22 protein-coding genes and 1 pseudogene are annotated in these 22,265 nt (G+C 61.2%); 13 read left to right on the top strand and 10 right to left on the bottom strand.

Annotation, left to right across the window (positions count from 1 at the left end):
* Positions 1–3: 3 nt before the first annotated feature.
* From AC193Q_RS19240 to AC193Q_RS19230, 3 genes are all read right to left on the bottom strand, one after another.
* Positions 4–2,847, bottom strand: a complete 2,844-nt coding sequence (locus AC193Q_RS19240) for a class I adenylate cyclase (RefSeq protein WP_121182596.1) — start codon at positions 2,845–2,847, stop codon at positions 4–6.
* 182 nt (positions 2,848–3,029) lie between these two features.
* Positions 3,030–3,275, bottom strand: a complete 246-nt coding sequence (locus tag AC193Q_RS19235; RefSeq protein WP_003229392.1) for a TIGR02647 family protein — start codon at positions 3,273–3,275, stop codon at positions 3,030–3,032.
* Between the two features lie 199 nt (positions 3,276–3,474).
* Positions 3,475–3,759 carry a hypothetical protein gene (locus AC193Q_RS19230; RefSeq protein ID WP_007964529.1) on the bottom strand — a complete coding sequence of 95 codons (285 nt, stop codon included), beginning with the start codon at positions 3,757–3,759 and terminating at the stop codon, positions 3,475–3,477.
* Between the two features lie 123 nt (positions 3,760–3,882).
* On the opposite strand from AC193Q_RS19230, the gene AC193Q_RS19225 reads away from it, so the two are divergent.
* The gene (locus tag AC193Q_RS19225) at positions 3,883–4,542 is read left to right on the top strand and encodes a glutathione S-transferase family protein (protein ID WP_121182594.1); all 660 of its coding nucleotides are present in this window, start codon (positions 3,883–3,885) and stop codon (positions 4,540–4,542) included.
* A 119-nt stretch (positions 4,543–4,661) separates the two neighbouring features.
* Here AC193Q_RS19225 and argH read toward each other — a convergent pair whose 3' ends face one another.
* The gene (gene argH / locus AC193Q_RS19220; protein ID WP_047297255.1) at positions 4,662–6,056 is read right to left on the bottom strand and encodes an argininosuccinate lyase; all 1,395 of its coding nucleotides are present in this window, start codon (positions 6,054–6,056) and stop codon (positions 4,662–4,664) included.
* A 335-nt stretch (positions 6,057–6,391) separates the two neighbouring features.
* On the opposite strand from argH, the pseudogene AC193Q_RS19215 reads away from it, so the two are divergent.
* The 8 genes and pseudogenes from AC193Q_RS19215 to AC193Q_RS19180 form a co-directional block, all read left to right on the top strand.
* A pseudogene (locus AC193Q_RS19215) lies at positions 6,392–6,532 on the top strand (sensor histidine kinase); the annotation flags it as partial.
* Positions 6,529–7,275 carry a LytR/AlgR family response regulator transcription factor gene (locus AC193Q_RS19210; RefSeq protein WP_041072003.1) on the top strand — a complete coding sequence of 249 codons (747 nt, stop codon included), beginning with the start codon at positions 6,529–6,531 and terminating at the stop codon, positions 7,273–7,275. The pseudogene AC193Q_RS19215 and the gene AC193Q_RS19210, both read left to right, overlap by 4 nt.
* Before the next feature lie 137 nt (positions 7,276–7,412).
* Entirely contained in the window at positions 7,413–8,354 is a 942-nt protein-coding gene (gene hemC / locus AC193Q_RS19205; RefSeq protein WP_095668034.1) for a hydroxymethylbilane synthase, read from the top strand.
* Positions 8,351–9,118, top strand: coding sequence for a uroporphyrinogen-III synthase (locus AC193Q_RS19200; RefSeq protein WP_121182592.1), 768 nt, complete (start codon positions 8,351–8,353; stop codon positions 9,116–9,118). Before hemC ends, AC193Q_RS19200 begins: the two co-directional genes overlap by 4 nt.
* A gap of 16 nt (positions 9,119–9,134) precedes the next feature.
* Entirely contained in the window at positions 9,135–10,277 is a 1,143-nt protein-coding gene (locus AC193Q_RS19195; RefSeq protein WP_047297252.1) for a uroporphyrinogen-III C-methyltransferase, read from the top strand.
* Positions 10,274–11,512 (top strand): heme biosynthesis protein HemY, encoded by a 1,239-nt coding sequence (locus AC193Q_RS19190; protein ID WP_121182590.1) that lies wholly within the window; start codon positions 10,274–10,276, stop codon positions 11,510–11,512. Before AC193Q_RS19195 ends, AC193Q_RS19190 begins: the two co-directional genes overlap by 4 nt.
* A 218-nt stretch (positions 11,513–11,730) precedes the next feature.
* On the top strand, positions 11,731–12,282 hold the full coding sequence (locus AC193Q_RS19185; RefSeq protein WP_121182588.1) for a disulfide bond formation protein B: 552 nt from the start codon (positions 11,731–11,733) through the stop codon (positions 12,280–12,282).
* A 186-nt stretch (positions 12,283–12,468) separates the two neighbouring features.
* Positions 12,469–12,927: an Rsd/AlgQ family anti-sigma factor gene (locus AC193Q_RS19180; RefSeq protein ID WP_047297249.1), complete on the top strand. Its 459-nt coding sequence runs from the start codon at positions 12,469–12,471 to the stop codon at positions 12,925–12,927.
* 77 nt (positions 12,928–13,004) lie between these two features.
* Here the strand turns inward: AC193Q_RS19180 and AC193Q_RS19175 are convergent, their stop codons facing one another.
* Positions 13,005–13,670, bottom strand: a complete 666-nt coding sequence (locus AC193Q_RS19175; protein WP_121182586.1) for an FKBP-type peptidyl-prolyl cis-trans isomerase — start codon at positions 13,668–13,670, stop codon at positions 13,005–13,007.
* 192 nt (positions 13,671–13,862) lie between these two features.
* Here AC193Q_RS19175 and AC193Q_RS19170 point away from each other — a divergent pair, with 192 nt between their 5' ends.
* Positions 13,863–14,984, top strand: a complete 1,122-nt coding sequence (locus AC193Q_RS19170) for an AlgP family protein (RefSeq protein WP_121182584.1) — start codon at positions 13,863–13,865, stop codon at positions 14,982–14,984.
* Here the strand turns inward: AC193Q_RS19170 and AC193Q_RS19165 are convergent.
* Entirely contained in the window at positions 14,981–15,445 is a 465-nt protein-coding gene (locus tag AC193Q_RS19165; protein WP_095668039.1) for a TIGR02444 family protein, read from the bottom strand. The two genes, AC193Q_RS19170 and AC193Q_RS19165, sit on opposite strands and share 4 nt — an antisense overlap.
* A 50-nt stretch (positions 15,446–15,495) precedes the next feature.
* On the opposite strand from AC193Q_RS19165, the gene AC193Q_RS19160 reads away from it, so the two are divergent.
* From AC193Q_RS19160 to AC193Q_RS19150, 3 genes are all read left to right on the top strand, one after another.
* A complete protein-coding gene (locus tag AC193Q_RS19160; RefSeq protein WP_047297245.1) occupies positions 15,496–17,406 on the top strand; it encodes an ATP-binding cassette domain-containing protein in 1,911 nt (636 codons plus the stop codon).
* On the top strand, positions 17,406–17,987 hold the full coding sequence (locus tag AC193Q_RS19155) for a mechanosensitive ion channel family protein (protein WP_121182582.1): 582 nt from the start codon (positions 17,406–17,408) through the stop codon (positions 17,985–17,987). Before AC193Q_RS19160 ends, AC193Q_RS19155 begins: the two co-directional genes overlap by 1 nt.
* 153 nt (positions 17,988–18,140) lie before the next feature.
* Positions 18,141–18,773, top strand: coding sequence for a LysE family transporter (locus AC193Q_RS19150; protein ID WP_483878699.1), 633 nt, complete (start codon positions 18,141–18,143; stop codon positions 18,771–18,773).
* A 217-nt stretch (positions 18,774–18,990) separates the two neighbouring features.
* Here AC193Q_RS19150 and AC193Q_RS19145 read toward each other — a convergent pair whose 3' ends face one another.
* The 4 genes from AC193Q_RS19145 to AC193Q_RS19130 are packed head-to-tail and all read right to left on the bottom strand — an operon-like array spanning position 18,991 to position 22,146.
* The gene (locus AC193Q_RS19145) at positions 18,991–19,734 is read right to left on the bottom strand and encodes a penicillin-binding protein activator LpoB (protein WP_121182580.1); all 744 of its coding nucleotides are present in this window, start codon (positions 19,732–19,734) and stop codon (positions 18,991–18,993) included.
* 3 nt (positions 19,735–19,737) lie between these two features.
* Positions 19,738–20,325, bottom strand: a complete 588-nt coding sequence (lpoB, locus tag AC193Q_RS19140; RefSeq protein WP_003229365.1) for a penicillin-binding protein activator LpoB — start codon at positions 20,323–20,325, stop codon at positions 19,738–19,740.
* Between the two features lie 36 nt (positions 20,326–20,361).
* A complete protein-coding gene (locus tag AC193Q_RS19135; protein ID WP_047297242.1) occupies positions 20,362–20,736 on the bottom strand; it encodes a YcfL family putative periplasmic lipoprotein in 375 nt (124 codons plus the stop codon).
* Between the two features lie 15 nt (positions 20,737–20,751).
* Complete coding sequence (locus tag AC193Q_RS19130) at positions 20,752–22,146, bottom strand: COG3014 family protein (protein WP_121182578.1); 1,395 nt, start codon at positions 22,144–22,146, stop codon at positions 20,752–20,754.
* Positions 22,147–22,265 lie beyond the last annotated feature (119 nt).

Raw genomic sequence — 22,265 nt, 5'->3', positions numbered from 1 at the left:
GCCTCAGATCTGTTCGAGCGCCTCGTTCAGGGCGCGCTCCAGGTCGGCCTTGTAGCGCAAATACAGATTGCTTGAACTCTGCCCGTCACCAAGCAGGCCCGAGAGGTCCAGGTCGGTGATGTAGCAGCGATAGCGCTCGGTTTCGCGGCGCTGTTCGACGATCTCCCGGGCGACCACGCTAAACAGCTGGTCGCCATGTTCGAGCTCGCTGAATTCTCGTTGATTGCAATACAGGGTGACCTGCACTTCGCCCGGTGCGGCTTTGCCAATGATTGCCTGCACATCGTAGAACGGTTTGTTCACCGGGGTTTGCGGCGCCGGCCGTGCTTCGACCCGGCGCGCGCGCCCCGGGCCTGAAGGCAATAACTGGTAATACAAGGTTTCGAGGCTGATCGCCGGGCTGCCGTCCATCGGCAACAGTGCTTCTCGCCGGTACTGGATCGATTGCAGGAATCGCTGCAGCGGCACCAGCAGGCTCTGTTCGTCGTGGTACGGCAGATGCTGTTGCCACAGCGCGTTGAACTCATCCAGCACGTACGACTCGGCCTGCTGTTCGGTAATCCGGTAGAACACCTGAATCGCCTCCGGCTGGCCCATGGGCAGAATCAGCGCGAGGTCATGATCCTCCAGCGCCATCGGATCCAGGTGCAGCGGGCTATAGCGCGGCTGTTCTTCACCCAGATAATCGAGCAGCGCCGGCAGGGTGGCGAGCGCGACATGATTGACCTGGCCCGGCACCAGTTCCAGCACGTGATAGTGCTGTTGCACCTGAATCAGGTAGCGGTGGTTGAGCTCGCTGAGCAGCAGAGTCTGCGCAGTATCGATGACTTCTTCGACGCGCCGGGCAATGAACTGTGCGCGGTTGTGGCAGAAGCAGCGCACTTTCAATGACGGCTGCTGCGGGCCGCGCGGCAGGTTGTTGAGGTAGTCGCGCAGGCAATCTAGCAATGCGTGGGGACCGTCGAAGCGGTTGACCAGCACTTCGTTCCAGCTGTTGAGCGTGACCTGATCGAGGGTCAATACAAGGTTTTCGCGCACCCCGGCGTAACTCAACGAATCGGTGCGCTCGGTGGTCATCAGGATGTTCAGGTCGCGATGATGCTTGAGCGGGTCGACACCGACGTTGACCAGTATCAGCACCTCGCTCGGCATCGCGGCGCGCAGCAGCGGCTCTTCTGCAACGGTTGGCAGGGGCAGGGCGATGCACTGCTGCAGGCTGCCGAGCAAGTTGAACAACTCGAACTCGCTCATGTCGCTGGTGCCGGGATGAAGGGCCAGGCGCGTGCTGCTGTCGATCACGCCGTTGCGATGGCACCAGGTCAGCAGCTCGAGCAACTCGCGGCTGCGCTTGATCGGCGCAAAGTGCTCCCATTCCAGGGCGTTCAGGCTGCCGTTGTACAAGCCCCACTGGGTTTGCCCGGGCTCTTTCTTGTTCGGCGACTGCACCAGGGTCAGGGTGTCTTCGGCCAGGTCCGGGGCGATGCCGGGATTGATGAATTCGACCTTGTCGGCCTTGCGCTCGAACGCGGCGTACAGGCGACGGCCAAGCACGTTCAGGTCGCGCTTGTTGATCAGGCTGACGGTCTGTTCGCTGCGGGCAAACTGGGTCAGGAAGCGGTAGCTGTAATTCAGCTCATTGACCAGGGCGCGGCGTTCAGCGCTGACCTGGCGGACTTTCCACTGGCTGCGGCTGTCGAGCAAGGCCAGTTGGCGCTGATCCCAATGCCATTCGTGCGCCAGGCGCTCCAGCAGCGAGCGCTGCCAGCTCTGGGTGCGGCTGCTGCCAGTGAGCTTGCGGTTGACCTTGAGGTACAACGCGCGTCGTACCAGCTCCAGCCGCTCCGGCTCGTTGCGGGCGGTCAGGTACTCTTCGATGCGTCGGTACACGACCATGTACGGATCCAGCTCATCCAGATCCAGTTGATTGGCAAACACGGCCTGCTTGTAACGCAGGCTCAAGCACTGCACTTTCGGGTGTTCGCTGGCGTAGACCTCGGTCAGCAACAATTTGAGTACCGATTTGTAGGGCGACTCAATGCCCTTGAACAGTTGCCACAGGCCGGCGCCGATGAACTCGCCCGGCGGAATCGTCGCCAAATGCCCGAGATCCAGCGTCTCGTCGGCGCGGATGAAGCGCTTGGACAGCAAAGTGTGGGTGTACAAGTCGTACGCACTTTCTTCGTAGACCGGCACCAGCCACCAGATCGGCGTGCGTCCGCCCAGCCAGATCGCGGTGCGATAAAACTCGTCCAGCAGCAGATAGTGCTGAGTGCTGCCGCAATTTTCGGAGCTGAGCTGGCTGTCGCGTTCGCCTGTGACGAAACGCACCGGGTCGATCAGAAAGAAGTGCGCCTCGGCGCCCTGGGTCGCGGCCCAGGCTTCGAGCAGCTGGCATTTTTTGCGCAGCTCGGCGATCTCGCTTTCGCCCAGATCCGGCGCATGGCAGACCCACACGTCCATGTCGCTCTGATCGGCCTGGGCCAGGGTGCCGAGGCTGCCCATCAGGAACAGCCCGTGAATCGGCCGTGGCGGGTTGCTGCCGTGGCGTGGTTTGTAGGAGAACGAGCGAGTCAGGCGTTGTGCTTCGGCGAGGGCGATGGCGTCCGGTTCATAGTTGGACAGCCCGGCTGGCGTGCTGCCGGACACATAGCCCGGCAGCAGCGGATGATTGACGTGGAAGAACAGCGGCAGCAGGGTCAGCACGCCTTGCTGGCGGGTCGACAGCCCTTCGAGTGCCCGGCCAAGGCGACCTTCATTGAGCTTGAGAAAACGCGCGCGCAGCTGGCTGAGTACCTTGCGGTCGATGCCTTCGTCCAGATCGGGGCGGATTTCATGGGTGCGCGTCATGTCAGCTCAAACCGGCTCGTGGGCTCGGACGAAGAGGGTCTCGGAATGGGAGGCAGTTTAGCCTTTGCACGGCGGGACTTTTAAGCTGAATTTGTTTTTTGACGTCAGATTTTTAGCGCGAGGGCCGGGCAGGCCCGCGGAAATCCCGTGGCAGGAGTTCCCGTGGGCAAAAGAAGGGGGGATCAGGCGGTTTCCTGCTCTCTCAGAATGGTCAGCACGGTTTGCACATTTTGCGCGGCATCGCGACCCAGGCTGGTCAGATACCCGCCATCGGGCTGGTCGGTGAGTTCTTTTTCGAAGAGGCGTTTGGCGGCGGCAATGTGTTTCGGGGCAGCGGTCTGATGAATTTTCAAACCTTCCTGGGAACTGTCCAGGTTGAAGAGTGCGAGGACTTCCAGTTCGGCAACCAACTCAGGGGTAAGCGACATAAGGACTCCAGACTTTCTAGGAATTGGACGACAGCGTCCCTAAGGTGAACCCGCTTTTGCGGCATGTCCAGTGCTCAGATCAGGGATTTTGTCTTGAGGCGGATTCCAGTGTAGTCGGGGCCGGAGAGATGGCTGGATGGATGGGTGACAAATTGTGTGGGAGCGAGCCTGCTCGCTCCCACAAGGGGCTGTGTTTTGCTTACTGCTTTTCCGGTGGCAGCTCGGGCAGCGCACGCAGTGCGGTTTCATACCACTCGGTATCGAACGCGCGGTCTTCGTCGAGCATCGCGTCAATCTCATAGGCCAGCACGTGCGCCATCAGATTGAGGATCTCTTCGCGCTCGACACCCACCAGGGTCAACTTGTTGAAGGTCGCCTTGGCGGCTGGCGGGTTGTCGCTTTCGATCTGGTTCTCGATGGCTTCGATCAACGTCGCCTCGGTGAACTCTTCTTCGTCGTTGTCGATGTCTGTCGGCTCGCTCATGGCAGGCTCCTCAAGGAAAGGCGCCAGTTTACCCGCATTCAGCGGCGTGATGCTGCTGGCAGGATCGTGACGGGCGATCTATAAACAGTGCCTGCCCACCCCGCACGGCCTGGAGGCTATGTGATGTTCAAGCTCTATGGATTCGCTGTCAGCAACTACTACAACATGGTCAAACTGGCACTGCTGGAAAAAGGCCTGGCGTTCGAAGAAGTCACCTTCTACCCGACGCAGACCCCGGAGTCGCTGGCGATCAGCCCGCGCGGCAAAGTGCCGGTACTCGGTGTCGATGCCGGATTTATTAACGAAACCGCGATCATCCTCGAATACCTTGAGCAGACCCAGAAAGGTACGCCGCTGTTACCGAGCGATCCATTCGAGCGAGCGCAGGTGTTGGCGATTGCCAAGGAAATCGAGCTGTACATCGAGCTGCCGGGTCGCGCCTGTTATGGCGAGGCCTTCTTCGGCTCGCCGGTGCCTGACGCGATCAAGGAGAAAACCAAAGCCGAGCTGTTGCTGGGTTTTGCGGCACTGGGCCGACACGGCAAGTTCGCGCCGTACGTGGCGGGCGACAGCCTGAGCATTGCGGATCTGTACTTTCTGTACAGCGTGCCGCTGGCCTGTGCGGTCGGGCAAAAACTGTTCGGGATCGATTGGCTGGCGGAGATGCCGAAAGCCAAGGCGCTGCTGGAGCAGCTTGAGCAGAATCCGCATGTGCAGAAGATTGCTGCGGACAAAGAGGCGGCGATGCCGGCGTTTTTGGCGATGATCGCTGCCAAGAAGTGATATTGCGGCGTTTGTAAATAGGTAATCGCTGGCAAGCCAGCTCCCACAGGTCTTTGGGTCGAACACAAAATCGTGTTCCAACAAAGAACCCTGTGGGAGCGGGCTTGCCCGCGATGCTTTTAGCGGCTTGCGATCAACGTCTGACCGCGAACCACCGCTGCCTTGACCTGCGCCGGCGCAGTCCCGCCGATGTGGTCACGGGCATTCACCGAGCCTTCCAGCGTCAGTACGGCAAACACGTCCTGCTCGATCTGGTCGCTGAACTGGCGCAATTCTTCCAGGCTCATCTCGGCCAGATCCTTGCCGGTATCCACGCCGTATTTCACCGCGTGACCGACGATTTCGTGGCAATCACGGAACGGCAGGCCACGGCGTACCAGGTAGTCCGCCAGGTCGGTGGCGGTGGAGAAACCGCGCAGGGCCGCTTCACGCATGATCGCGTGTTTCGGCTTGATCGCCGGGATCATGTCGGCAAAGGCGCGCAGCGAATCGCGCAGGGTGTCGGCGGCGTCGAACAGCGGTTCCTTGTCTTCCTGATTGTCCTTGTTGTAGGCCAATGGCTGGCCTTTCATCAGGGTCAGCAGGCCCATCAGCGCGCCGAATACCCGGCCGGTCTTGCCGCGTACCAGCTCCGGCACGTCCGGGTTTTTCTTTTGCGGCATGATCGAGCTGCCGGTGCAGAAACGATCCGGCAGATCGATGAACTGGAATTGCGCGCTGGTCCACAGCACCAGCTCTTCGGAGAAGCGCGACAAGTGCATCATCGCGATGCTCGCGGCCGAGCAGAATTCGATGGCGAAGTCGCGATCGGAAACGTTGTCCAGCGAGTTACCGCCGACGGCATCGAAACCCAGCAGTTGCGCGGTGTATTCGCGGTCGATCGGGTAGGTGGTGCCGGCCAGCGCAGCGCTGCCCAGCGGCATGCGGTTGGTGCGCTTGCGGCAGTCGACCAGACGCTCGTAGTCGCGGCTGAGCATTTCGAACCAGGCCAGCATGTGGTGGCCGAAGGTCACCGGTTGTGCGGTCTGCAGGTGAGTGAAGCCGGGCATGATGCTCGCCGCTTCACGGTCGGCCTGCTCCAGCAGGCCTTTTTGCAGGCGAGTGATTTCGGCCAGGATCAGGTCGATTTCGTCACGCAGCCACAGGCGGATGTCGGTGGCGACCTGATCGTTACGGCTGCGCCCGGTGTGCAGTTTCTTGCCGGTGATGCCGATGCGGTCAGTCAGGCGCGCTTCGATGTTCATGTGCACGTCTTCGAGGTCGACGCGCCAGTCGAACTGGCCGGCCTCGATTTCGCCCTGGATGGTCTGCAGGCCATCGATGATGCTGTCGCGCTCGGCATCCGTCAGCACGCCGACCTTGGCCAGCATGGTGGCGTGGGCGATCGAGCCCATGATGTCGTGGCGATACAGGCGCTGGTCGAAAGTGACGGAGGCGGTGAAGCGGGCGACGAAGGCGTCGACGGGTTCACTGAAGCGGCCGCCCCAGGACTGATTGGTCTTGTCAGTGCTCATGAATTCGCTCGTATCGGCTTGGAGAAAGAAGGCGTGAAACGCTGGCGCGGATAATAACAGGGTTGCCAATCCTGTCGCTGACACCGGTCGATACGTTTTTTTCTCATCTGCTCGTTCATAGTCGGCGCCGTCTGCAAGGGATTTGCGCAAGGATATTTTTCGATTGAGCAATATCGGCCCGGCAAGCGTCTACAGTTGGACATAAGGGTCGGCGCGACTGCAGATCGCGCTAAGGTCTGGACGCCGACTATAAGAAGAGGGGGTGGGTGGATTTGTCCTTTGGCATACCCCGTGAAAAACGCAGAAAACAGCGGGCTTTGAGCAGTACGACCCGGACACTGGCAAATATTGCTGGCCGACGTACGGCACTTTTTGGCGCTCGGGCTAGTCTTAGCGTGGATCGCGGTGACGGACGTCACTTCACCTGTCTACGCTATCCTTGTGCGAGACTCACGCAGGAATCCAGCGCAATATGAATGTCCTGATCGTTGATGACGAACCACTGGCTCGCGAGCGCCTCAGCCGAATGGTGAGCGAGCTCGAGGGTTATACAGTTCTGGAGCCCAGCGCCACGAATGGCGAAGAGGCGTTGGCGCTGATCGACAGCCACAAGCCGGATATCGTGCTGCTCGATATCCGCATGCCGGGCCTCGATGGCCTGCAGGTGGCTGCCCGTCTGTGCGAGCGTGAAACGCCGCCGGCCGTGGTGTTTTGCACCAGCCCCGATGAATTTGCCGTGGAAGCCCTGCAGGCCAGCGCCGTGGGCTATGTGGTGAAACCCGTGCGAACCGAACATCTGCATGACGCCCTGAAGCGGGCTGAACGTCCCAACCGGGCGCAACTTTCGGCCCTGACCCGGCCTGCCGCCGAAAGCGGCAACGGCCCGCGCAGTCATATCAGCGCCCGAACCCGAAAAGGCATCGAACTGATCCCGCTGGATCAGGTGGTCTATTTCATTGCTGATCACAAGTACGTGACCCTGCGCCATGAAAGTGGCGAGGTGCTGCTGGACGAGCCGCTCAAGGCCCTCGAAGACGAATTCGGCGAGCGTTTCGTGCGCATCCACCGTAACGCGCTGGTCGCCCGCGACCGTATCGAGCGTCTGCAACGCACGCCGCTGGGGCATTTCCAGCTATTTCTCAAAGGCCTCAATGGTGATGCGCTGATCGTCAGCCGGCGGCATGTGGCCGGTGTGCGCAAGATGATGCAGGGCCTCTGACCCGGTCTTCGCGCGCGGTTGCACTTTCTTCTGCCGGGCATTGCAGGCCAGGGAGGCCACGCCGTTTCTGATTCAAGTCAAAGTGGATTTGGCTGAGCTGTTATTATCCGTCGTATCTATTCAGTACGGATTGATCCATGTCCTCTCGCGAAATCCGCATCGCCACCCGTAAAAGTGCGCTGGCCCTCTGGCAGGCCGAATACGTCAAAGCCCGTCTTGAGGAGGCCCATCCGGGTCTGCTGGTGACGCTGGTGCCCATGGTCAGTCGCGGCGACAAGCTGCTCGACTCACCGCTGTCGAAAATCGGCGGCAAGGGGCTGTTCGTCAAGGAACTGGAAACCGCGCTGCTGGAAAACGAAGCCGACATCGCCGTGCATTCGATGAAAGACGTGCCGATGGACTTCCCCGAAGGCCTGGGCCTGTTCTGCATCTGCGAACGTGAAGACCCGCGTGATGCCTTCGTTTCCAATACCTATCAAAGCCTGGACGCGCTGCCTGCCGGCGCCATCGTCGGTACTTCCAGCCTGCGTCGTCAGGCGCAACTGTTGACCCGTCGCCCGGATCTGGAAATCCGCTTCCTGCGCGGCAACGTCAACACCCGTCTGGCCAAGCTCGATGCCGGCGAGTACGACGCGATCATTCTCGCGGCAGCCGGCCTGATTCGTCTCGGTTTCGAAGACCGCATCACCTCGGCGATCAGTGTCGACGACAGTCTGCCGGCCGGTGGGCAGGGCGCGGTCGGCATCGAATGTCGTAGCGCCGATACGCAAATCCACGCCTTGCTCGCACCGCTGCATCATGCCGATACCGCTTCGCGCGTGACCGCTGAACGTGCTCTGAACAAACATCTGAATGGCGGCTGCCAAGTGCCGATCGCCTGCTACGCCGTGCTTGAGGGTGAGCAATTGTGGCTACGTGGCCTGGTGGGCGAGCCGAGCGGTGGCAAGCTGCTCAGCGCCCAGGCCCGTGCGTCGCGCGCCGATGCTGAAACACTGGGTGTGAAGGTCGCTGAAGACCTGCTCAGTCAGGGTGCCGACGAGATTCTCAAAGCGGTGTATGGCGAGGCAGGTCACGAGTGACTGCCTGGCGCCTGCTGCTGACGCGTCCTGCGGATGACTGCGCGGCGCTGGCCAGGGTGTTGGCCGCAGAAGGTTTTTTCAGCAGTTGCCTGCCGCTTCTGGACATCGTGCCGCTGCCGGTTTCTGACAAGATACGTCGGGCACTGGCGCAACTGTCGGGCTGCAGCGCAATCATCGTGGTCAGCAAACCGGCGGCGCGAATTGCGCTTGATCTGCTGGACGCTCATGGGCCTGGGTCGTTGTCGATGCCGTGGTTCAGCGTCGGCGCGGCGACTGCGCAGATTCTTCGCGATCACGGTCTCGACGTACACTTTCCCGCCGACGGCGATGACAGCGAAGCTCTGCTGCAATTGCCGCGTCTGCGCGAAGCGGTCAGCGGGGCCGACGCGCAGGTGCTGATCCTGCGCGGGGAGGGCGGTCGCGAGTTGCTCGCCGAGCGCCTGCGTGCGCTAGGTGCTAGTGTCGATTATCTGGAGTTATACAGGCGTGACCTGCCAGCCTATGCCCCGGATGAACTGCCACGACGGATCGAAGCGGAACGCTTGAACGGGCTGGTGGTCAGCAGTGGACAGGGTTTCGAGCACCTGTGCCAACTGGCCGGCGCTGCCTGGCCGGCGATTGCGCAGTTGCCGTTGTTTGTGCCAAGCCCAAGGGTCGCCGAGCTGGCACGTGCCGCCGGGGCCCAAACAGTTGTGGATTGCCGTGGCGCGAGTGCTGCGGCTTTGCTGACGGCGTTACGGGAGCATCCCGTGCCCGTTCTCTAATGCAAAGGATGGATACGTGAGCGAAACAGCCTTGCCTAAAGATGATGTCCAGCCTGTGATCGATGCCCAGGTTGAAACGCCACCGCCGGCCCAAGCGCCGCGCCGAGGCAACGGCCTGGCCATTGTCGCCCTGTTGCTCGGCGCTGCCGGCGTGGCGATCGGTGGCTGGGGTGTCTGGCAGGTGCGTCACCTGCAGACCAACACTGCGCAGCAGTCCGGCCAGGTGCAGGCGTTGAACGATCAGGCGCAGAGCCTCAAGCTCAACGAACAGCGCCTGACCGAGCGCCTCGCGCAACTGCCCGGTGCCGATGAACTCGCCGAGCGCCAGCGTCTGGTGACGCAACTGCAGGGTGATCAGCAACGCCTCAATCAGCGCCTGGAAACCGTCCTCGGTGCCAGCCGCAAGGACTGGCGTCTGGCCGAGGCCGAGCATCTGCTGCGACTGGCCAGCCTGCGCCTTTCGGCCTTGCAGGACATCAGCAGCGCGCAGGCGCTGGTGCAGGGCGCTGACGAAATTCTCCGTGAGCAGAATGATCCGGGATCGTTCGCTGCCCGCGAGCAAGTGGCGAAAACCCTCGTCGCGCTGCGCAGCACCGAACAGCCGGATCGCACCGGCCTGTTTCTGCGCATTGGTGCCTTGCGTGACCAGGTCATCGAACTGACCGAACTGGCCCCGGAGTACAAGGATCGTGGCGAGTCACTGCTGGGCCTGACCGCTGACGGCGATGGCGCCAGTCGCTGGGCGCAGTGGTGGGATCAGGTGTCGCGTTACATCCGCATCGATTTCAATGCCGACAAGAACGTGAAGCCACTGCTGGCCGGGCAAAGCCTGAGTCAGGTGCGTCTGGCTCTGAGCCTGGCGCTGGAGCAGGCGCAATGGGCGGCGCTCAATGGCCAGGCGCCCGTCTACACCCAGGCGCTGACCGAAGCGCGGGACGTGCTCAAGGGCAATTTCAACCCGGACAATCCGCAGAGCAAAACCATGCTCGAACAGGTTGCCGAGCTGAGCCAGCAACCGGTCACCGTCAAGACGCCGGACCTGACCGGCACATTGAGCGCGGTGCAGGCTTATCTGGAGCGGCGTAACGTCAACGCTGAAGAGTCGGTCAAACCGTTCGCCAAACCTGCCGCCAGCACCGCGCAGGAGACTACGCCATGAAACGCCTGTATGTGATCGTGTTTCTGGTGATTGCGGCGACAGCGGCACTGGGCCTGGCGATTGCCGAGCACTCCGGGTACGTGCTGATCGCCTACAAGAGCTTCCGTTATGAATCGAGTCTGTGGGCGACGCTGGCATTGATCGCCGTGTTGTGGCTGCTGATTTGGGGCATCAAAGCCCTGGTCGAGTTGGTCATGGCCTCCAGTGGTGTGGTCAACCCGTGGTCGCGACGTAATCGCAGCCGGCGGGTGCAGGTGGCCATCGAACACGGGCAACTGGATCTGGCCGAAGGTCGCTGGGCCAGCGCGCAACGTCATCTGTCTCGCGCCGCCGAGGCCGAGCGCCAGCCGTTGTTGTATTACCTCGGCGCGGCACGCGCGGCCAACGAGCAAGGCAAGTACGAGGAGTGCGATCAGTTGCTTGAGCGTGCGCTGGAGCGCCAGCCGCAGGCCGAACTGGCGATTGCCTTGAGTCATGCGCAATTGCAGACCGATCGCGGTGATACCGACGGCGCCCTGGTGACCCTGCAAGCGATGCACGAGCGGCATCCGCATAACGTGCAGACTTTGCGGCAGTTGCAGCGTCTGCATCAGCAGCGCGGCGACTGGTCGGCGGTGATTCGCCTGTTGCCGGAACTGCGCAAGGACAAGGCTCTGCCGCCAGCCGAACTGGCTGAACTGGAAAGGCGAGCCTGGGGTAACAACCTGTCCCTGGCGGCGCATCGTGACGAGGATGGCAAGGTTGGTCTGCAGTCGCTCACCCGTGCCTGGGAGCAATTGACGTCCGCGCAGCGCCAAGAGCCGGCACTGGTGCTGGCATACGCCGAGCAACTGCGTCAGCTGGGTGCACAGGTTGAAGCGGAAGAAGTCCTGCGCAGCGACCTCAAGCGCAAGTACGACAGCCATCTTGCACGGCTGTATGGCCTGGTCCGCGGCAGTGATCCGGCGCGTCAGTTGCAGACCGCCGAAGGCTGGCTCAAAGAGCATCCGGCGGATCCGAGCCTGTTGCTGACCCTCGGTCGTCTCTGTCTGCAAACCAGTTTATGGGGCAAGGCACGGGATTACCTGGAAAGCAGTCTGCGGCTGCAGCGCAATCCGGAGGCCTGTGCAGAGCTGGCGCGTCTGCTTGCGCAACTGGGTGACACCGAGCGCAGTAACCAGTTGTTCCAGGAAGGTCTCGGATTGCTGGATGAGCGCCTGCTGGCCGCGCCGTTGCCAGTGCCGGTTCACGCCTGATATCGCGAGGGAGCATGCTCCCTCGTGAACGTTCAGTGAGCGAATAATTACCTCCGGCGGGCGTCTTGGGCGATGTCCTACAGCGGACTACGCCTATTCCTCTCGCGTCTGTCGGGTTTTCCCTACACTTCTGGTGAACTGTCGCCAGAGCTCCGCCTTGAAAGGCTGACAAGCTTTCCTCTACCGTAACTGCCTGTCTCCATTGCTACGGAAAAGCCATGTCGTTGGCCTGTTCACGCTCCTTGTTATTCACGGCTTTCACTGCAGGGGCTATGGCCCTGGGAGCTTCCTATTATCTCGAGTATGCGGTCGGGCTGACGCCCTGCAGCCTGTGCCTGGCGCAACGATTCTTCATGGCGGTGCTGACGTTGTGTTGCGGTGTGGCGGCAGTCCATGGACCACGGCGTTTCGGCCTGTCGCTTTACTGGGGCGCTGCGCTTGGCCTGAGCCTGGGCGGGACGACGGCAGCCTGGCGACAGGTGTTGTTGCAGAGTGACCCGCTGGTGCAGATGACGAGATGCGCGCCAGATTCCGAAGCGTTGTTCAGCAATCTGCCATGGTTGTGTGCCACGGTGCGGATGCTCAGAGGGGGTGGCGATTGCGCAGAAATTTCCTGGACACTGTTCGATTTGAGTATCCCCGAGTGGAGCCTGCTGTTCTTTGTGGCAATGTTCATCCTGTCTGTGTACCAATTGCTGAGGCTGGTCTGGAGCGCTCTGCAGCGCTCCCCCAGCGGCGAAGCGTCGCACCGCGCGCTGGTCAGGGATTAAACACTTGTATGAACTTTATCTCCTGCGTACCTTGAAGCCACAGGCGTGCGGGCATAATCTGGCCCGCACGTGTCATTGGATTTATGTTGCTCGATGACGCTCTGCCCGGTTCGCCTCCAAGCGATAACAGCCAGAAAAGGGGCGCGGGTGTAGAGCAGCATGACCCACAAGGGAAGAGAGATCGCCATGCTCGAAAGTTGTCAGAATGCTCAGGAACGCTGGGGTGGAGTTCATCTGCTGATCGACCGCTGGTTGCAAGAGCGTGAAGAACTGATCGGTGCCTACGACAAGCTGGGCGACAAGCCGCAGGCTCTGTCCGAGAACCGTAAACCCTTGCTGGAATTCTGCGGTGTGCTTGTCGATTATGTCTCGGCCGGGCACTTCGAGATCTACGAACAACTGACCGGTGAAGCCAAGGCGTTCAACGACAAGCGCGGCCTCGAACTCGCCGAAACCCTTTACCCGCGTATTGACGTCATCACCGAAAAACTCCTCGCGTTCAACGACCTTTGCGATGCGGGCAAATGCGTCGCCGAGAAGTTCAAGGAGCTGGGTGGCCTGCTGCACGAGCGCTTCGAGCTGGAAGACTGTCTGATTGAAGTGCTGCACACGGCACACAAGGAAGAAGATACCGCTCAGGCCTGATTGATTTTCTCAGGCACAAAAAAACGCGATGCGCCGAAAGCGCATCGCGTTTTTTTGTGCCCGTGAATCGGCGTGAATCAGCTCGTTGCACCGCGCAATTCGATCTCAAACACCAGCGGTGTGAACGGCGCGATCAGATCACCCGCACCATCGGCCCCGTAGGCCTGATCCGATGGAACCACCAGTCGCCACTTGGCACCTACCGGCATGTTCTGCAGTGCGGTACGCCAGCCGGCAATCACACTGTCGAGGCTGAACCATTGCGGCTGAGTGTTCTGGTCGAACACCGTGCCATCCGGTAATCGACCGACGTACAGCACCTGCACTTTTCCATCGGGCCCGGCCTTGGCACCAGTGCCTGGGGTCAGCTCGGTCAGGAGAATGCCGTCGGCCAATTCTTTCACCCCCGGTTTGGCTTTTTCGGCGGTGAGAAAACGTTGTTCGTTTTCCATCGCGGCATCGCTTGAAGGCAGCGTTGAGTGTTCGGCGTTTTGCGATTCGTGATCGGCGAGGATCTGCTCGATCCGTGCTTCGCTCAGTGCCAATGGCTTGCCTTGATAGGCCTGCTGCAATCCGTCGACCAACGCCTGAATCTGCAATTGCGGGACCTCTTGGCGCAAGCGCTCACCGAGGCTGGCGCCGAGGCTGTAGGCCAGATCGTGAGCATCGTTCGCGGTGGTTTTTTCGTCGGCGTGGGCGGCAGAAAAAATCATCCAGAGGGATAAAACAAGGTAGCGCGACATGGGCACACTCCGTCCTGAGATGCGGGCGATTATGCCAGCGCGAACGTCTGCAACGGTGAACTGCTTTTGTCTTTGTGCAGAACATTTTCGCTTCGTTGCAACGCAACGGTTTCGTTACTGTCAAGATGACCTAGCGGCGGTAACTGCAGAGGTCTAGTATGAGCCGCACTCACGTCAGCCAGGAGGTAAACCATGTCGGCCACCAAGAAGCCTGTAAACACTCCGTTGCACTTACTCCAACAACTCTCGGGCAGCCTGCTCGAGCATTTGGAAAACGCTTGCTCCCAAGCCTTGGCTGATGCTGAAAAACTGCTCGCCAAACTGGAAAAGCAACGCGGCAAGGCGCAAGAAAAGCTGCACAAATCCCGCACCAAATTGCAGGACGCAGCCGCTGCCGGTAAAGCCAAGGCGCAGAACAAGGCCAAGGCTGCAGTCAAAGAACTCGAAGATCTGCTCGATGCGCTGAAGAATCGCCAGTCCGACACTCGCAGCTACATTCTGCAACTCAAGCGAGACGCCCAGGAAAGCCTGAAACTGGCCCAGGGTGTCGGTCGTGTGCAAGAAGCCGCCGGCAAAGCGTTGACCTCTCGCGCAGCAAAACCTGCAGCAGTGCCTGCGAAGAAAGCAGCCGCGAAACCTGCGGCGGCAAAAGCGCCGGCGAAAACTGCTGCAGCCAAACCAGCGGCAAAACCAGCGGCCAAGGCACCGGCTAAAACCGCCGCCAAACCTGCTGCCAAAACCGCAGTGAAAAAACCGGCTGCAGCGAGCGCTGCGAAACCGGCTGCTCGTACTGCCGCTGCCAAACCTGCAGCGACAAAACCGGCTGCCAAGCCAGCGGCAAAACCTGCTGCGCGCAAAGCCGCTCCGGTAAAAACCGCTGCTGCTAAACCAGCTGCCAAAGTCGCGGTAAAACCGGCTGCCAAACCTGTCGCGAAAACCGCCGCTGCAAAACCGGTCGCGGCAAAACCTGCTGCCAAGGTTGCTGCCAAACCAGTGGCCAAGCCCGCTGCTAAAACCGCGGCCAAACCAGCGACCAAACCTGCAGCAGCAAAACCTGCGACCGCTGCGGCCAAGCCTGCTGCCAAACCAGTAGCCGCTAAACCAGCCGCCAAGCCGGTTGCAAAACCCGCCGCGAAAAAACCGGCCGCTGCCAAACCCGCTGCCGCCAAACCGGCGACTGCACCGGCTGCCAAGCCAGCTGCTCCAGCGCCAGCCGCGGCACCTGCTCCAGCCGCTTCCACCTCGACCACCTCGACTGCGCCAACGCCAGCCGCTGCGTCGAGCGTCAGCAGTAACCCGACCAGCGCTTCCTAAGTGCCGGTTGCCGCGACGCGCAGCACTTGCAGCGCGTCGCGGTTCGGGCTGGCGGTCGCCCCCGCAAGACTCTCCAGCCATTGTCCCGACGCTGAGGCGTCATCGCGAGGCCAGTGCTGAGCGACCTGTTCCAGCTGCCACAGCAGATGCCGTTCGGCTTCCAGCTCCAGCGCTTTCATTTGTTCTCGCAGACCCTTGAGTACCGGATCATCTTCGGCCAGGGTTTTCCATTGAGTGCGCAGCGCACGCAGTGGCTGCACCACCTCCCGATCCCAAGGCCCCACCAGTTTTTTCAGCTGCTCTACGCGCTGTTCGTCACAGGCCGCGCCACGTTGCTCAAGCCACAAACCACAGAGCAGCAGGCAGACGTTGGCCCCCGCCGTTTGCAGTTGCAGGCAGGCAGGTTCCACGCCCGGTCGGGCGTAGGTGGCAAGGGAAAAGCTCCACAGGTCAGAGGACATCGTGCTACTCGCGCCAGTTGTGAGCGAAGCTGGTAGACTCCGCCGCCATTATGATCCGACTTCAGAACCTGACTTTACAGCGTGGCCCGCAACGTCTGCTAGAAGACGCCGAGCTGACCCTGCACGCCGGCCACAAAGCCGGCCTCATCGGTGCCAACGGCGCCGGCAAATCCAGCCTGTTTGCCTTGCTGCGCGGCGAGTTGCACCCGGACTCGGGCGATTGCCTGCTGCCGGCCGATTGGCGCATCGCGCACATGCGCCAGGAGGTCGACACCCTCGAGCGTCTGGCGGTCGACTATGTGCTCGATGGCGACTTGCGTCTACGTGAGGTGCAGCGTGACCTCGCCGTCGCCGAAGCGGCCCACGATGGCACGGCGCTGGCCCGCCTGCACGCCGAACTCGACAGCGCCGACGGCTATACCGCCGACGCTCGCGCCCGCAAACTGTTGGCCGGCCTCGGGTTCACCAATGAGCAGATGGACCGTCAGGTAGGCGATTTCTCCGGTGGCTGGCGGATGCGTCTGAACCTGGCGCAGGCCCTGATGTGTCCGTCGGATTTGCTGCTGCTCGACGAACCGACCAACCACCTGGATCTCGATGCGATCATCTGGCTCGAAGAGTGGCTGAAAAGTTACCCGGGGACCTTGCTGCTGATTTCCCACGACCGCGACTTCCTCGATGAAGTGGTCGATCACGTGGCCCATGTCGATCAGCGCAAACTGACCCTGTACCGGGGCGGCTATACCGCGTTCGAGCGTGCCCGTGCCGAGCGTCTGGCCCAGCAGCAACAGGCCTACGAGAAGCAGCAGGCGCAACGTGCGCACATGGAAAGCTACATCGCCCGCTTCAAGGCCCAGGCCACCAAGGCCCGTCAGGCGCAGAGCCGGATCAAGGCGCTGGAACGCATGGAAGAGCTGTCGGCGGCCCACGTCGATTCGCCGTTCGACTTCGTCTTTCGTGAATCGACCAAGATCTCCAGCCCGCTGATCGACCTGTCCGATGCGCGTCTGGGTTACGGCGAAAAAACCATCCTGGAGAAGGTCAAGCTGCAACTGACCCCGGGTGCGCGGATCGGTCTGCTCGGGCCGAACGGTGCCGGTAAGTCGACCCTGATCAAGAACCTCGCCGGCGAGCTCGAACCGCTGGCCGGGCGCCTGACACGCGGCGAGAACACCGTGGTCGGCTACTTCGCCCAGCATCAGCTCGACTCGCTGGATGCCAAGGCCAGCCCGTTGCTGCACCTGCAGCGTCTGGCGCCGACCGAACGCGAGCAGACCCTGCGCGACTTCCTTGGCGGTTTCGACTTCCGTGGCGCGCGTATCGACGAGCCGGTACTGAATTTCTCCGGTGGCGAAAAAGCGCGTCTGGCCCTGGCGTTGATCGCCTGGGAGCGGCCGAACCTGTTGCTGCTCGACGAGCCGACCAACCACCTCGACCTCGAAATGCGCCTGGCGCTGACCATGGCGCTGCAGGAATTCAGCGGCGCGGTACTGGTGGTGTCTCACGATCGGCACTTGCTCAAGAGCACCACCGACAACTTCTACCTGGTCGCTGACGGCAAGGTCGAAGAGTTCGATGGCGACCTTGAAGACTACGCGCGCTGGCTGGTGGAATACCGCCAGCGCAACGCGCCGGTCAGCAACACGCCGGTTAACCCGGACAAAACCGACAAGAAGGCCCAGCGCCAGGCCGCCGCTGCATTGCGTCAGCAACTGGCGCCGCACAAGCGCGAAGCCGACAAGCTCGAAGCCGAGCTCGGCAAACTGCACGAGAAACTCGCCAAGGTCGACGCCAGCCTCGGTGACAGCGACATCTACGAGCCGGCGCGCAAGAACGAGTTGCGTGATCTGCTGGCCGAGCAGGCCAAGCTGAAAGTGCGCGAAGCCGAGCTGGAAGAAGCCTGGATGGAGGCGCTCGAGACGCTGGAAAGCATGCAGGCGGAGCTGGAGGCGCTGTCCTGATGGACGCGTTCAAGTGGCCATTGCCGGCGGTGTGGGTCGAGCCGATCTGGCTCGGCGTGCAGATTCTGCTGATCCTGCTGGCCGGCTATCTGGCCCAGCGCTTCGTTGCCAAAGGCCTGACCCGTCTGGGTGAGCGCTACCCGTTTCCGCCGCAGTTGCTGATGCCGCTGCGCGGCGGTCTGCGCTGGCTGATCATGGGCAGTGCGCTGATCTTTGTGCTGGAACGCCTCGGGGTGTCGGCCACGGTGTTGTGGACGGCGCTGTCGGGTTTCGTCGCGGTGGCGGCGGTGGCGTTCTTCGCGATGTGGAGTGTGCTGTCGAACCTGCTCTGCGCGATCCTGATCTTCACCGTCGGCCCATTCCGCCTCGGCGATGTGGTGGAGCTGGTCGACACCACTGACAAACCCGGGGTCAAAGGCCGGGTGGTGGCGATCAATCTGCTTTACACCACGTTGATCGAGGCAGAGGAGCTCGGGACGGGCAGCGCCATGGTACAAGTGCCGAACAGCCTGTTCTTCCAGCGCTCGGTGCGACGTTGGCGCGGCAGCGATGTGTTTCCGTCCAACGGGTTCGAGAAGTAGTTTTTCCAGATACGATCAAAAGATCGCAGCCTGCGGCAGCTCCTACAGAGATCGCATTTCAATGCAGGAGCTGCCGCAGGCTGCGATCTTTTGCTTTTAGGCCCAAACCGCATTAGCTTTGACGTCTGTCACGATTCAGAGTCGAGGTGTGCGATGGAGCTTCAAACATGGCTGGCAGTCTTTGCCGCCTGCTGGGTGATCAGTCTGTCCCCGGGTGCTGGCGCCATTGCGTCGATGTCCAGCGGCCTGCAATACGGTTTCTGGCGCGGTTACTGGAACGCGCTGGGCCTGCAAGTCGGCCTGGCGGTACAGATTGCGATTGTCGGTGCTGGGGTCGGCGCGATCCTCACTGCTTCGGCCACCGCGTTCTATGCGATCAAATGGTTCGGTGTGGCCTATCTGGTCTATCTGGCGGTCAAGCAATGGCGTGCGCTGCCCATGGACATGAGCGATGACGCAGCAGTCCGGCCGATCGGCAAACCGCTGGCGCTGGTGTTTCGCGGCTTCCTGGTCAACATCAGTAACCCCAAGGCGCTGGTGTTCATGCTGGCGGTGCTGCCGCAGTTCATCAATCCCCATGCACCGCTGCTGATGCAGTACCTGGTGATCGGCGTGACCATGATCTGCGTGGATCTGGTTGTCATGGCTGGCTACACGGGTTTGGCGTCCAAGGTGCTGCGTCTGTTGCGCACGCCGAAGCAGCAGAAACGCATGAATCGCACGTTTGCCGGGCTGTTCATTGGTGCGGCGGCGTTTATGGCGACATTGCGTAAAGCGGCGGTCTAAAAGCTTCGGCCAGAAAAAAGGCGACCTCTTGAGGTCGCCTTTTTCGTCTCTGACGATACATCTGGGTTACACCCAACTGTGGTGAGGGAGCTTTTGTGGTGAGGGGATTTATCCCCGATGGGCTGCGTAGCAGCCCCTTCTTTCAAGATCAAGAGGGGCTCGCTTCGCGAGCCATCGGGGATGAATCCCCTCACTACAGAGTTGTTCACTCAGCCGGTCAGTGCAAAATCACCGGCGCCGTATCACGCGGCAGGTTGTTGCGCTGCTGTGCCTCACGCGGCTGCTCGTAACCGCCGCCACCGAGCTGCATGCTCAGTTGCCCGGCGACGTCTTCGCCCAGGGCTTTCGACACTTCACGCACCACCCGCGGGCGGTTCAGCGAGATCTTGATGTCGCGGCCGTTCACCAGTTTGGTGTCCTGCGCTTCGCCCATCGCCGTGAAGGCCGAGGTGATCTCGTAGGTTTTGGTGTTGATCAGGCTGAAATCCGCCACCAGCGTCAGACCCAGCACTGCCGAATAGCTGTCGGTGTGCGCCAGCTCGTTCATGTCCTGGGTAAAGTCGATGTCCGAAACGGTGCCGAACAGCACGTAGTCGGCGCCTTTGAAGCTGCCGGCCTTGATCCGTTTGATCACGTCATAGACGTCACCCTTGGACGACGCGGTATACGGCGTGCCCTGCACCAGCTGGAACATCCCGGTGCGCAGGATCTCGCCCTTGATGTCGCCGGTGAATTTACGCAGTTCACCCTGTTCGATGTAGCTGGTGGTCGCTTCCAGCTCGTTGTAGTTCGACGAACCACTGGAGCTGTAGTAACCCTCGCGGTAATTGCTCTGCGCCGAAACGATGTGGATGTACTGCTCCACGCGCTCCTGATACGCCAGATCCGTTACCGCGACTTTCGGGGCCGCTTGCACGCTGAACGCGCAAGCCAGGGCCATCATGCCAATCCATGCGCGCATTGCTTAACGCTCCGTGGTTTTGCGAATCTCTTTTTCGTCCATCCACTCGGCCAGACCGCTTTCAACGTCGATCAGTTGCAGGCTGAATTTGTAGAAGACGTCCTTGTAGTCGCTGCTGCGCTTGACGATCGAGCTGATCGAACCTTCCAGACGGTATTTGGCGGCGATCATGTTGCCGGTCTTGGCCACGGTGCTCTTCTTGTACAGACCGCTCTGGTTTTGCAGCTTGAGCTGATCGACCTGGCTCTGCATCGCGGTGTTGTCGCTGGCGAAGCGGGCAGTGCCGGACTTCATCAGTTGAGTCTTGATGCTGGTGGTGATTTCGCGGGTATCGATGTACTCGCTGGTCTTGTTTTTCACGTCGTAGACCTGCACCACCGGGCGGCCCTGCAGAATGCCGGACTGGGCCAGGGAGCGGGTCATCGATTCGGCGATCATCTGCAGGTCGGTCGAACCGAATTCGTTGGTCACGGTTTCAACCGCTTTGGTGTCGCCGTAGCTGATGTTCTTGCTACCCAGGGTCGGCGAGGTGTTGGCGCAACCGGAGGCCAGCAGGGCGAGGACAGCGATCAGGGAAAAGCGTGCAAACATGGGGATGCTCTCTAATACAGGAATAGGTTGGCGGGCTTAAGGCGTCTTGAGTTCGAGACGGAAGTCCACGGCTTTCGGGGTCGGGGCGATGCCCTGGATGAAGCTGGTCTGAGCGCCGTACATCATCTGGCTTTTCCAGACCTCTTCCTCGGCGATCGGGAAACCTTCCGCACCGAGCCAGGCGAAGCGGTAGTAGAACGTCTTGTTGCTGTTGAGGGTGTTGGTCAACTGCACATTGACGGTCATGAAGCCGTTCTCGCGGGCGACGCGCATGGCGCCGACCGCGATGTGTTTCTGCGGGCCCATGGCCACGACCTTGCTCGCGGCGCTGCCCGGCTCCGGTGGTGGCGGGGTGGCGCAGCCGCTGGCCAGGACGGCGAGGGCGGCAACGGCGATGAGTTTCAAGCGCATGCAAAGACTCCGTTCTTAAGGTTGTTTGAGGCTGGCGACGTTGGTCGCGCCGGCGCTCGGGATGACGTGGGCGGCGACGCCACCGGCAAATACCTGGTTGCCCACCGCTCGCAGGCTGATCACTTGATAACGCTGATCGACGGTGACCTTGACCAGCGAACCGCCGACGGCGCTCGGCAGGCTGACTTGATGCTCGCCTTTCTTCAAGCGCAGACGTACCACCTGGGTGTTGTCCGGCAGGGTGCGCCACGTACGGGTATCGGCACCTTCCAGCACGGCTGAAGAGATACCCACGGCCAGACCGGCCAGCGGATTGGTTTCGTTGATCTTCTTCTGTGCCACGCCTTTGGTGATTGCGCGCACGGTGGTGCGCACAATGATCCCCGGCATGTCATCGCGCAGGGCGCGGCGGGACATGGCGGTGGTGCTGTTGAGGGCCGTCAGGTTGACTTGCTGGCCATCGACACCGATCTGCGCAAGCGGTGCGGTGGAGGTGTCCGGCTTGATGATCGGGAACGACAGTGGAGTGATCACCACATTGTTGGAGATCGGCAATGGCAGCGGCACGCGGATCGAATCGCGCGAAGGTGCCAGACCGCTTTGCACCACGATCAGGATGTCGCTGTCGTCGGATTTGCTCGGCTTGTCGAGGTTGACCAGCGCCTGCTCCAGCAGCGGGGTGTTCGGGCGCAGTTCGGCCGCCTTGCGGTAGCCCGGTGCAGCCAGGTCTTTCTCGCCCAGGGCTTCGTAGACGAAACCGGCCAGGTAATGGCTGAACGCACTCTGGTAGCTGTTTTTCAGGCTGACCACTTCCGGCGCGTCGAGGCTGGCGACCGGGTAGCCTTGCAGATCCTTGTACTGAGTCTTGATCCCTTCTTTTTCGGCCTCTTCCTCACTCTTGAGGTATTCCTTGTCGCGCAGGTCGGCGATCACCGCTTCACGTTCGTGGGTTTTCTTGATCGCGGTGCGGGCGCCATCGAAGTCGTTGACGGCCAGCAGGTTGAGGGCCATCTGGGTGGTCAGCATGACTTTCTCGTAGTCATAACCTTCGTAGCGACGGACCTTGTCGTTGACGATGAAGCTGCCGAACTGGGCCAGGTATTTGCCGGAGTCGAGCTTGACCGAATCCTCCCACTGACCGACCACCTGGTCGGCGCTGGTCCAGGCGCTCTGGCTGCCGGACAGGTCACCCTTGGCGCGCAGCAACTCACCTTTCTCGAAGTAATAGAGCAGATCTTTGTCGGGGCCGGTGTTGTTCTTTTCCAGCAGGCTCAGTGCGGCATCGACGTTGCCGGTGGCCAGTTGCTGGTTGGTCTGGGCCAGTTCCGAATCGTAGTTGCGAAACGCCGAACAGCCGGACAGCAGAGTGACAGCGCTGAGCGCGATCAAGGTGGGAGTGCGCAATGCCATGGGGGTACTTCTTCCCTGAGCTAGTAACTGCATCAGCCGCCGGTGCTGGTCGGGCTGGTGTGACCCATCGACAGTGGCGCTGGCCTCCTGCCAATTCCTCATAACCAGAGGAGCTTTTA

This window comes from Pseudomonas sp. F2, assembly GCF_057174385.1.
The sequence above is the reverse complement of the archived record's forward strand: the minus strand, read 5'-3'. Positions and strand labels throughout refer to the sequence as shown.

Bases quoted from the DNA above. Each gene is read 5' to 3' on its own strand.
- AC193Q_RS19150 (WP_483878699.1), top strand. From the start codon at position 18,141: ATGGAGCTTCAAACATGGCTGGCAGTCTTTGCCGCCTGCTGGGTGATC.
- AC193Q_RS19230 (WP_007964529.1), bottom strand. From the start codon at position 3,759: ATGAGCGAGCCGACAGACATCGACAACGACGAAGAAGAGTTCACCGAG.
- AC193Q_RS19170 (WP_121182584.1), top strand. From the start codon at position 13,863: ATGTCGGCCACCAAGAAGCCTGTAAACACTCCGTTGCACTTACTCCAA.
- AC193Q_RS19180 (WP_047297249.1), top strand. From the start codon at position 12,469: ATGCTCGAAAGTTGTCAGAATGCTCAGGAACGCTGGGGTGGAGTTCAT.
- AC193Q_RS19210 (WP_041072003.1), top strand. From the start codon at position 6,529: ATGAATGTCCTGATCGTTGATGACGAACCACTGGCTCGCGAGCGCCTC.
- AC193Q_RS19155 (WP_121182582.1), top strand. From the start codon at position 17,406: ATGGACGCGTTCAAGTGGCCATTGCCGGCGGTGTGGGTCGAGCCGATC.
- AC193Q_RS19225 (WP_121182594.1), top strand. From the start codon at position 3,883: ATGTTCAAGCTCTATGGATTCGCTGTCAGCAACTACTACAACATGGTC.
- AC193Q_RS19135 (WP_047297242.1), bottom strand. From the start codon at position 20,736: ATGCGCTTGAAACTCATCGCCGTTGCCGCCCTCGCCGTCCTGGCCAGC.
- AC193Q_RS19165 (WP_095668039.1), bottom strand. From the start codon at position 15,445: ATGTCCTCTGACCTGTGGAGCTTTTCCCTTGCCACCTACGCCCGACCG.
- AC193Q_RS19160 (WP_047297245.1), top strand. From the start codon at position 15,496: ATGATCCGACTTCAGAACCTGACTTTACAGCGTGGCCCGCAACGTCTG.
- AC193Q_RS19190 (WP_121182590.1), top strand. From the start codon at position 10,274: ATGAAACGCCTGTATGTGATCGTGTTTCTGGTGATTGCGGCGACAGCG.
- hemC (WP_095668034.1), top strand. From the start codon at position 7,413: ATGTCCTCTCGCGAAATCCGCATCGCCACCCGTAAAAGTGCGCTGGCC.
- AC193Q_RS19145 (WP_121182580.1), bottom strand. From the start codon at position 19,734: ATGCGCGCATGGATTGGCATGATGGCCCTGGCTTGCGCGTTCAGCGTG.
- AC193Q_RS19240 (WP_121182596.1), bottom strand. From the start codon at position 2,847: ATGACGCGCACCCATGAAATCCGCCCCGATCTGGACGAAGGCATCGAC.
- lpoB (WP_003229365.1), bottom strand. From the start codon at position 20,325: ATGTTTGCACGCTTTTCCCTGATCGCTGTCCTCGCCCTGCTGGCCTCC.
- argH (WP_047297255.1), bottom strand. From the start codon at position 6,056: ATGAGCACTGACAAGACCAATCAGTCCTGGGGCGGCCGCTTCAGTGAA.
- AC193Q_RS19175 (WP_121182586.1), bottom strand. From the start codon at position 13,670: ATGTCGCGCTACCTTGTTTTATCCCTCTGGATGATTTTTTCTGCCGCC.
- AC193Q_RS19130 (WP_121182578.1), bottom strand. From the start codon at position 22,146: ATGGCATTGCGCACTCCCACCTTGATCGCGCTCAGCGCTGTCACTCTG.
- AC193Q_RS19235 (WP_003229392.1), bottom strand. From the start codon at position 3,275: ATGTCGCTTACCCCTGAGTTGGTTGCCGAACTGGAAGTCCTCGCACTC.
- AC193Q_RS19185 (WP_121182588.1), top strand. From the start codon at position 11,731: ATGTCGTTGGCCTGTTCACGCTCCTTGTTATTCACGGCTTTCACTGCA.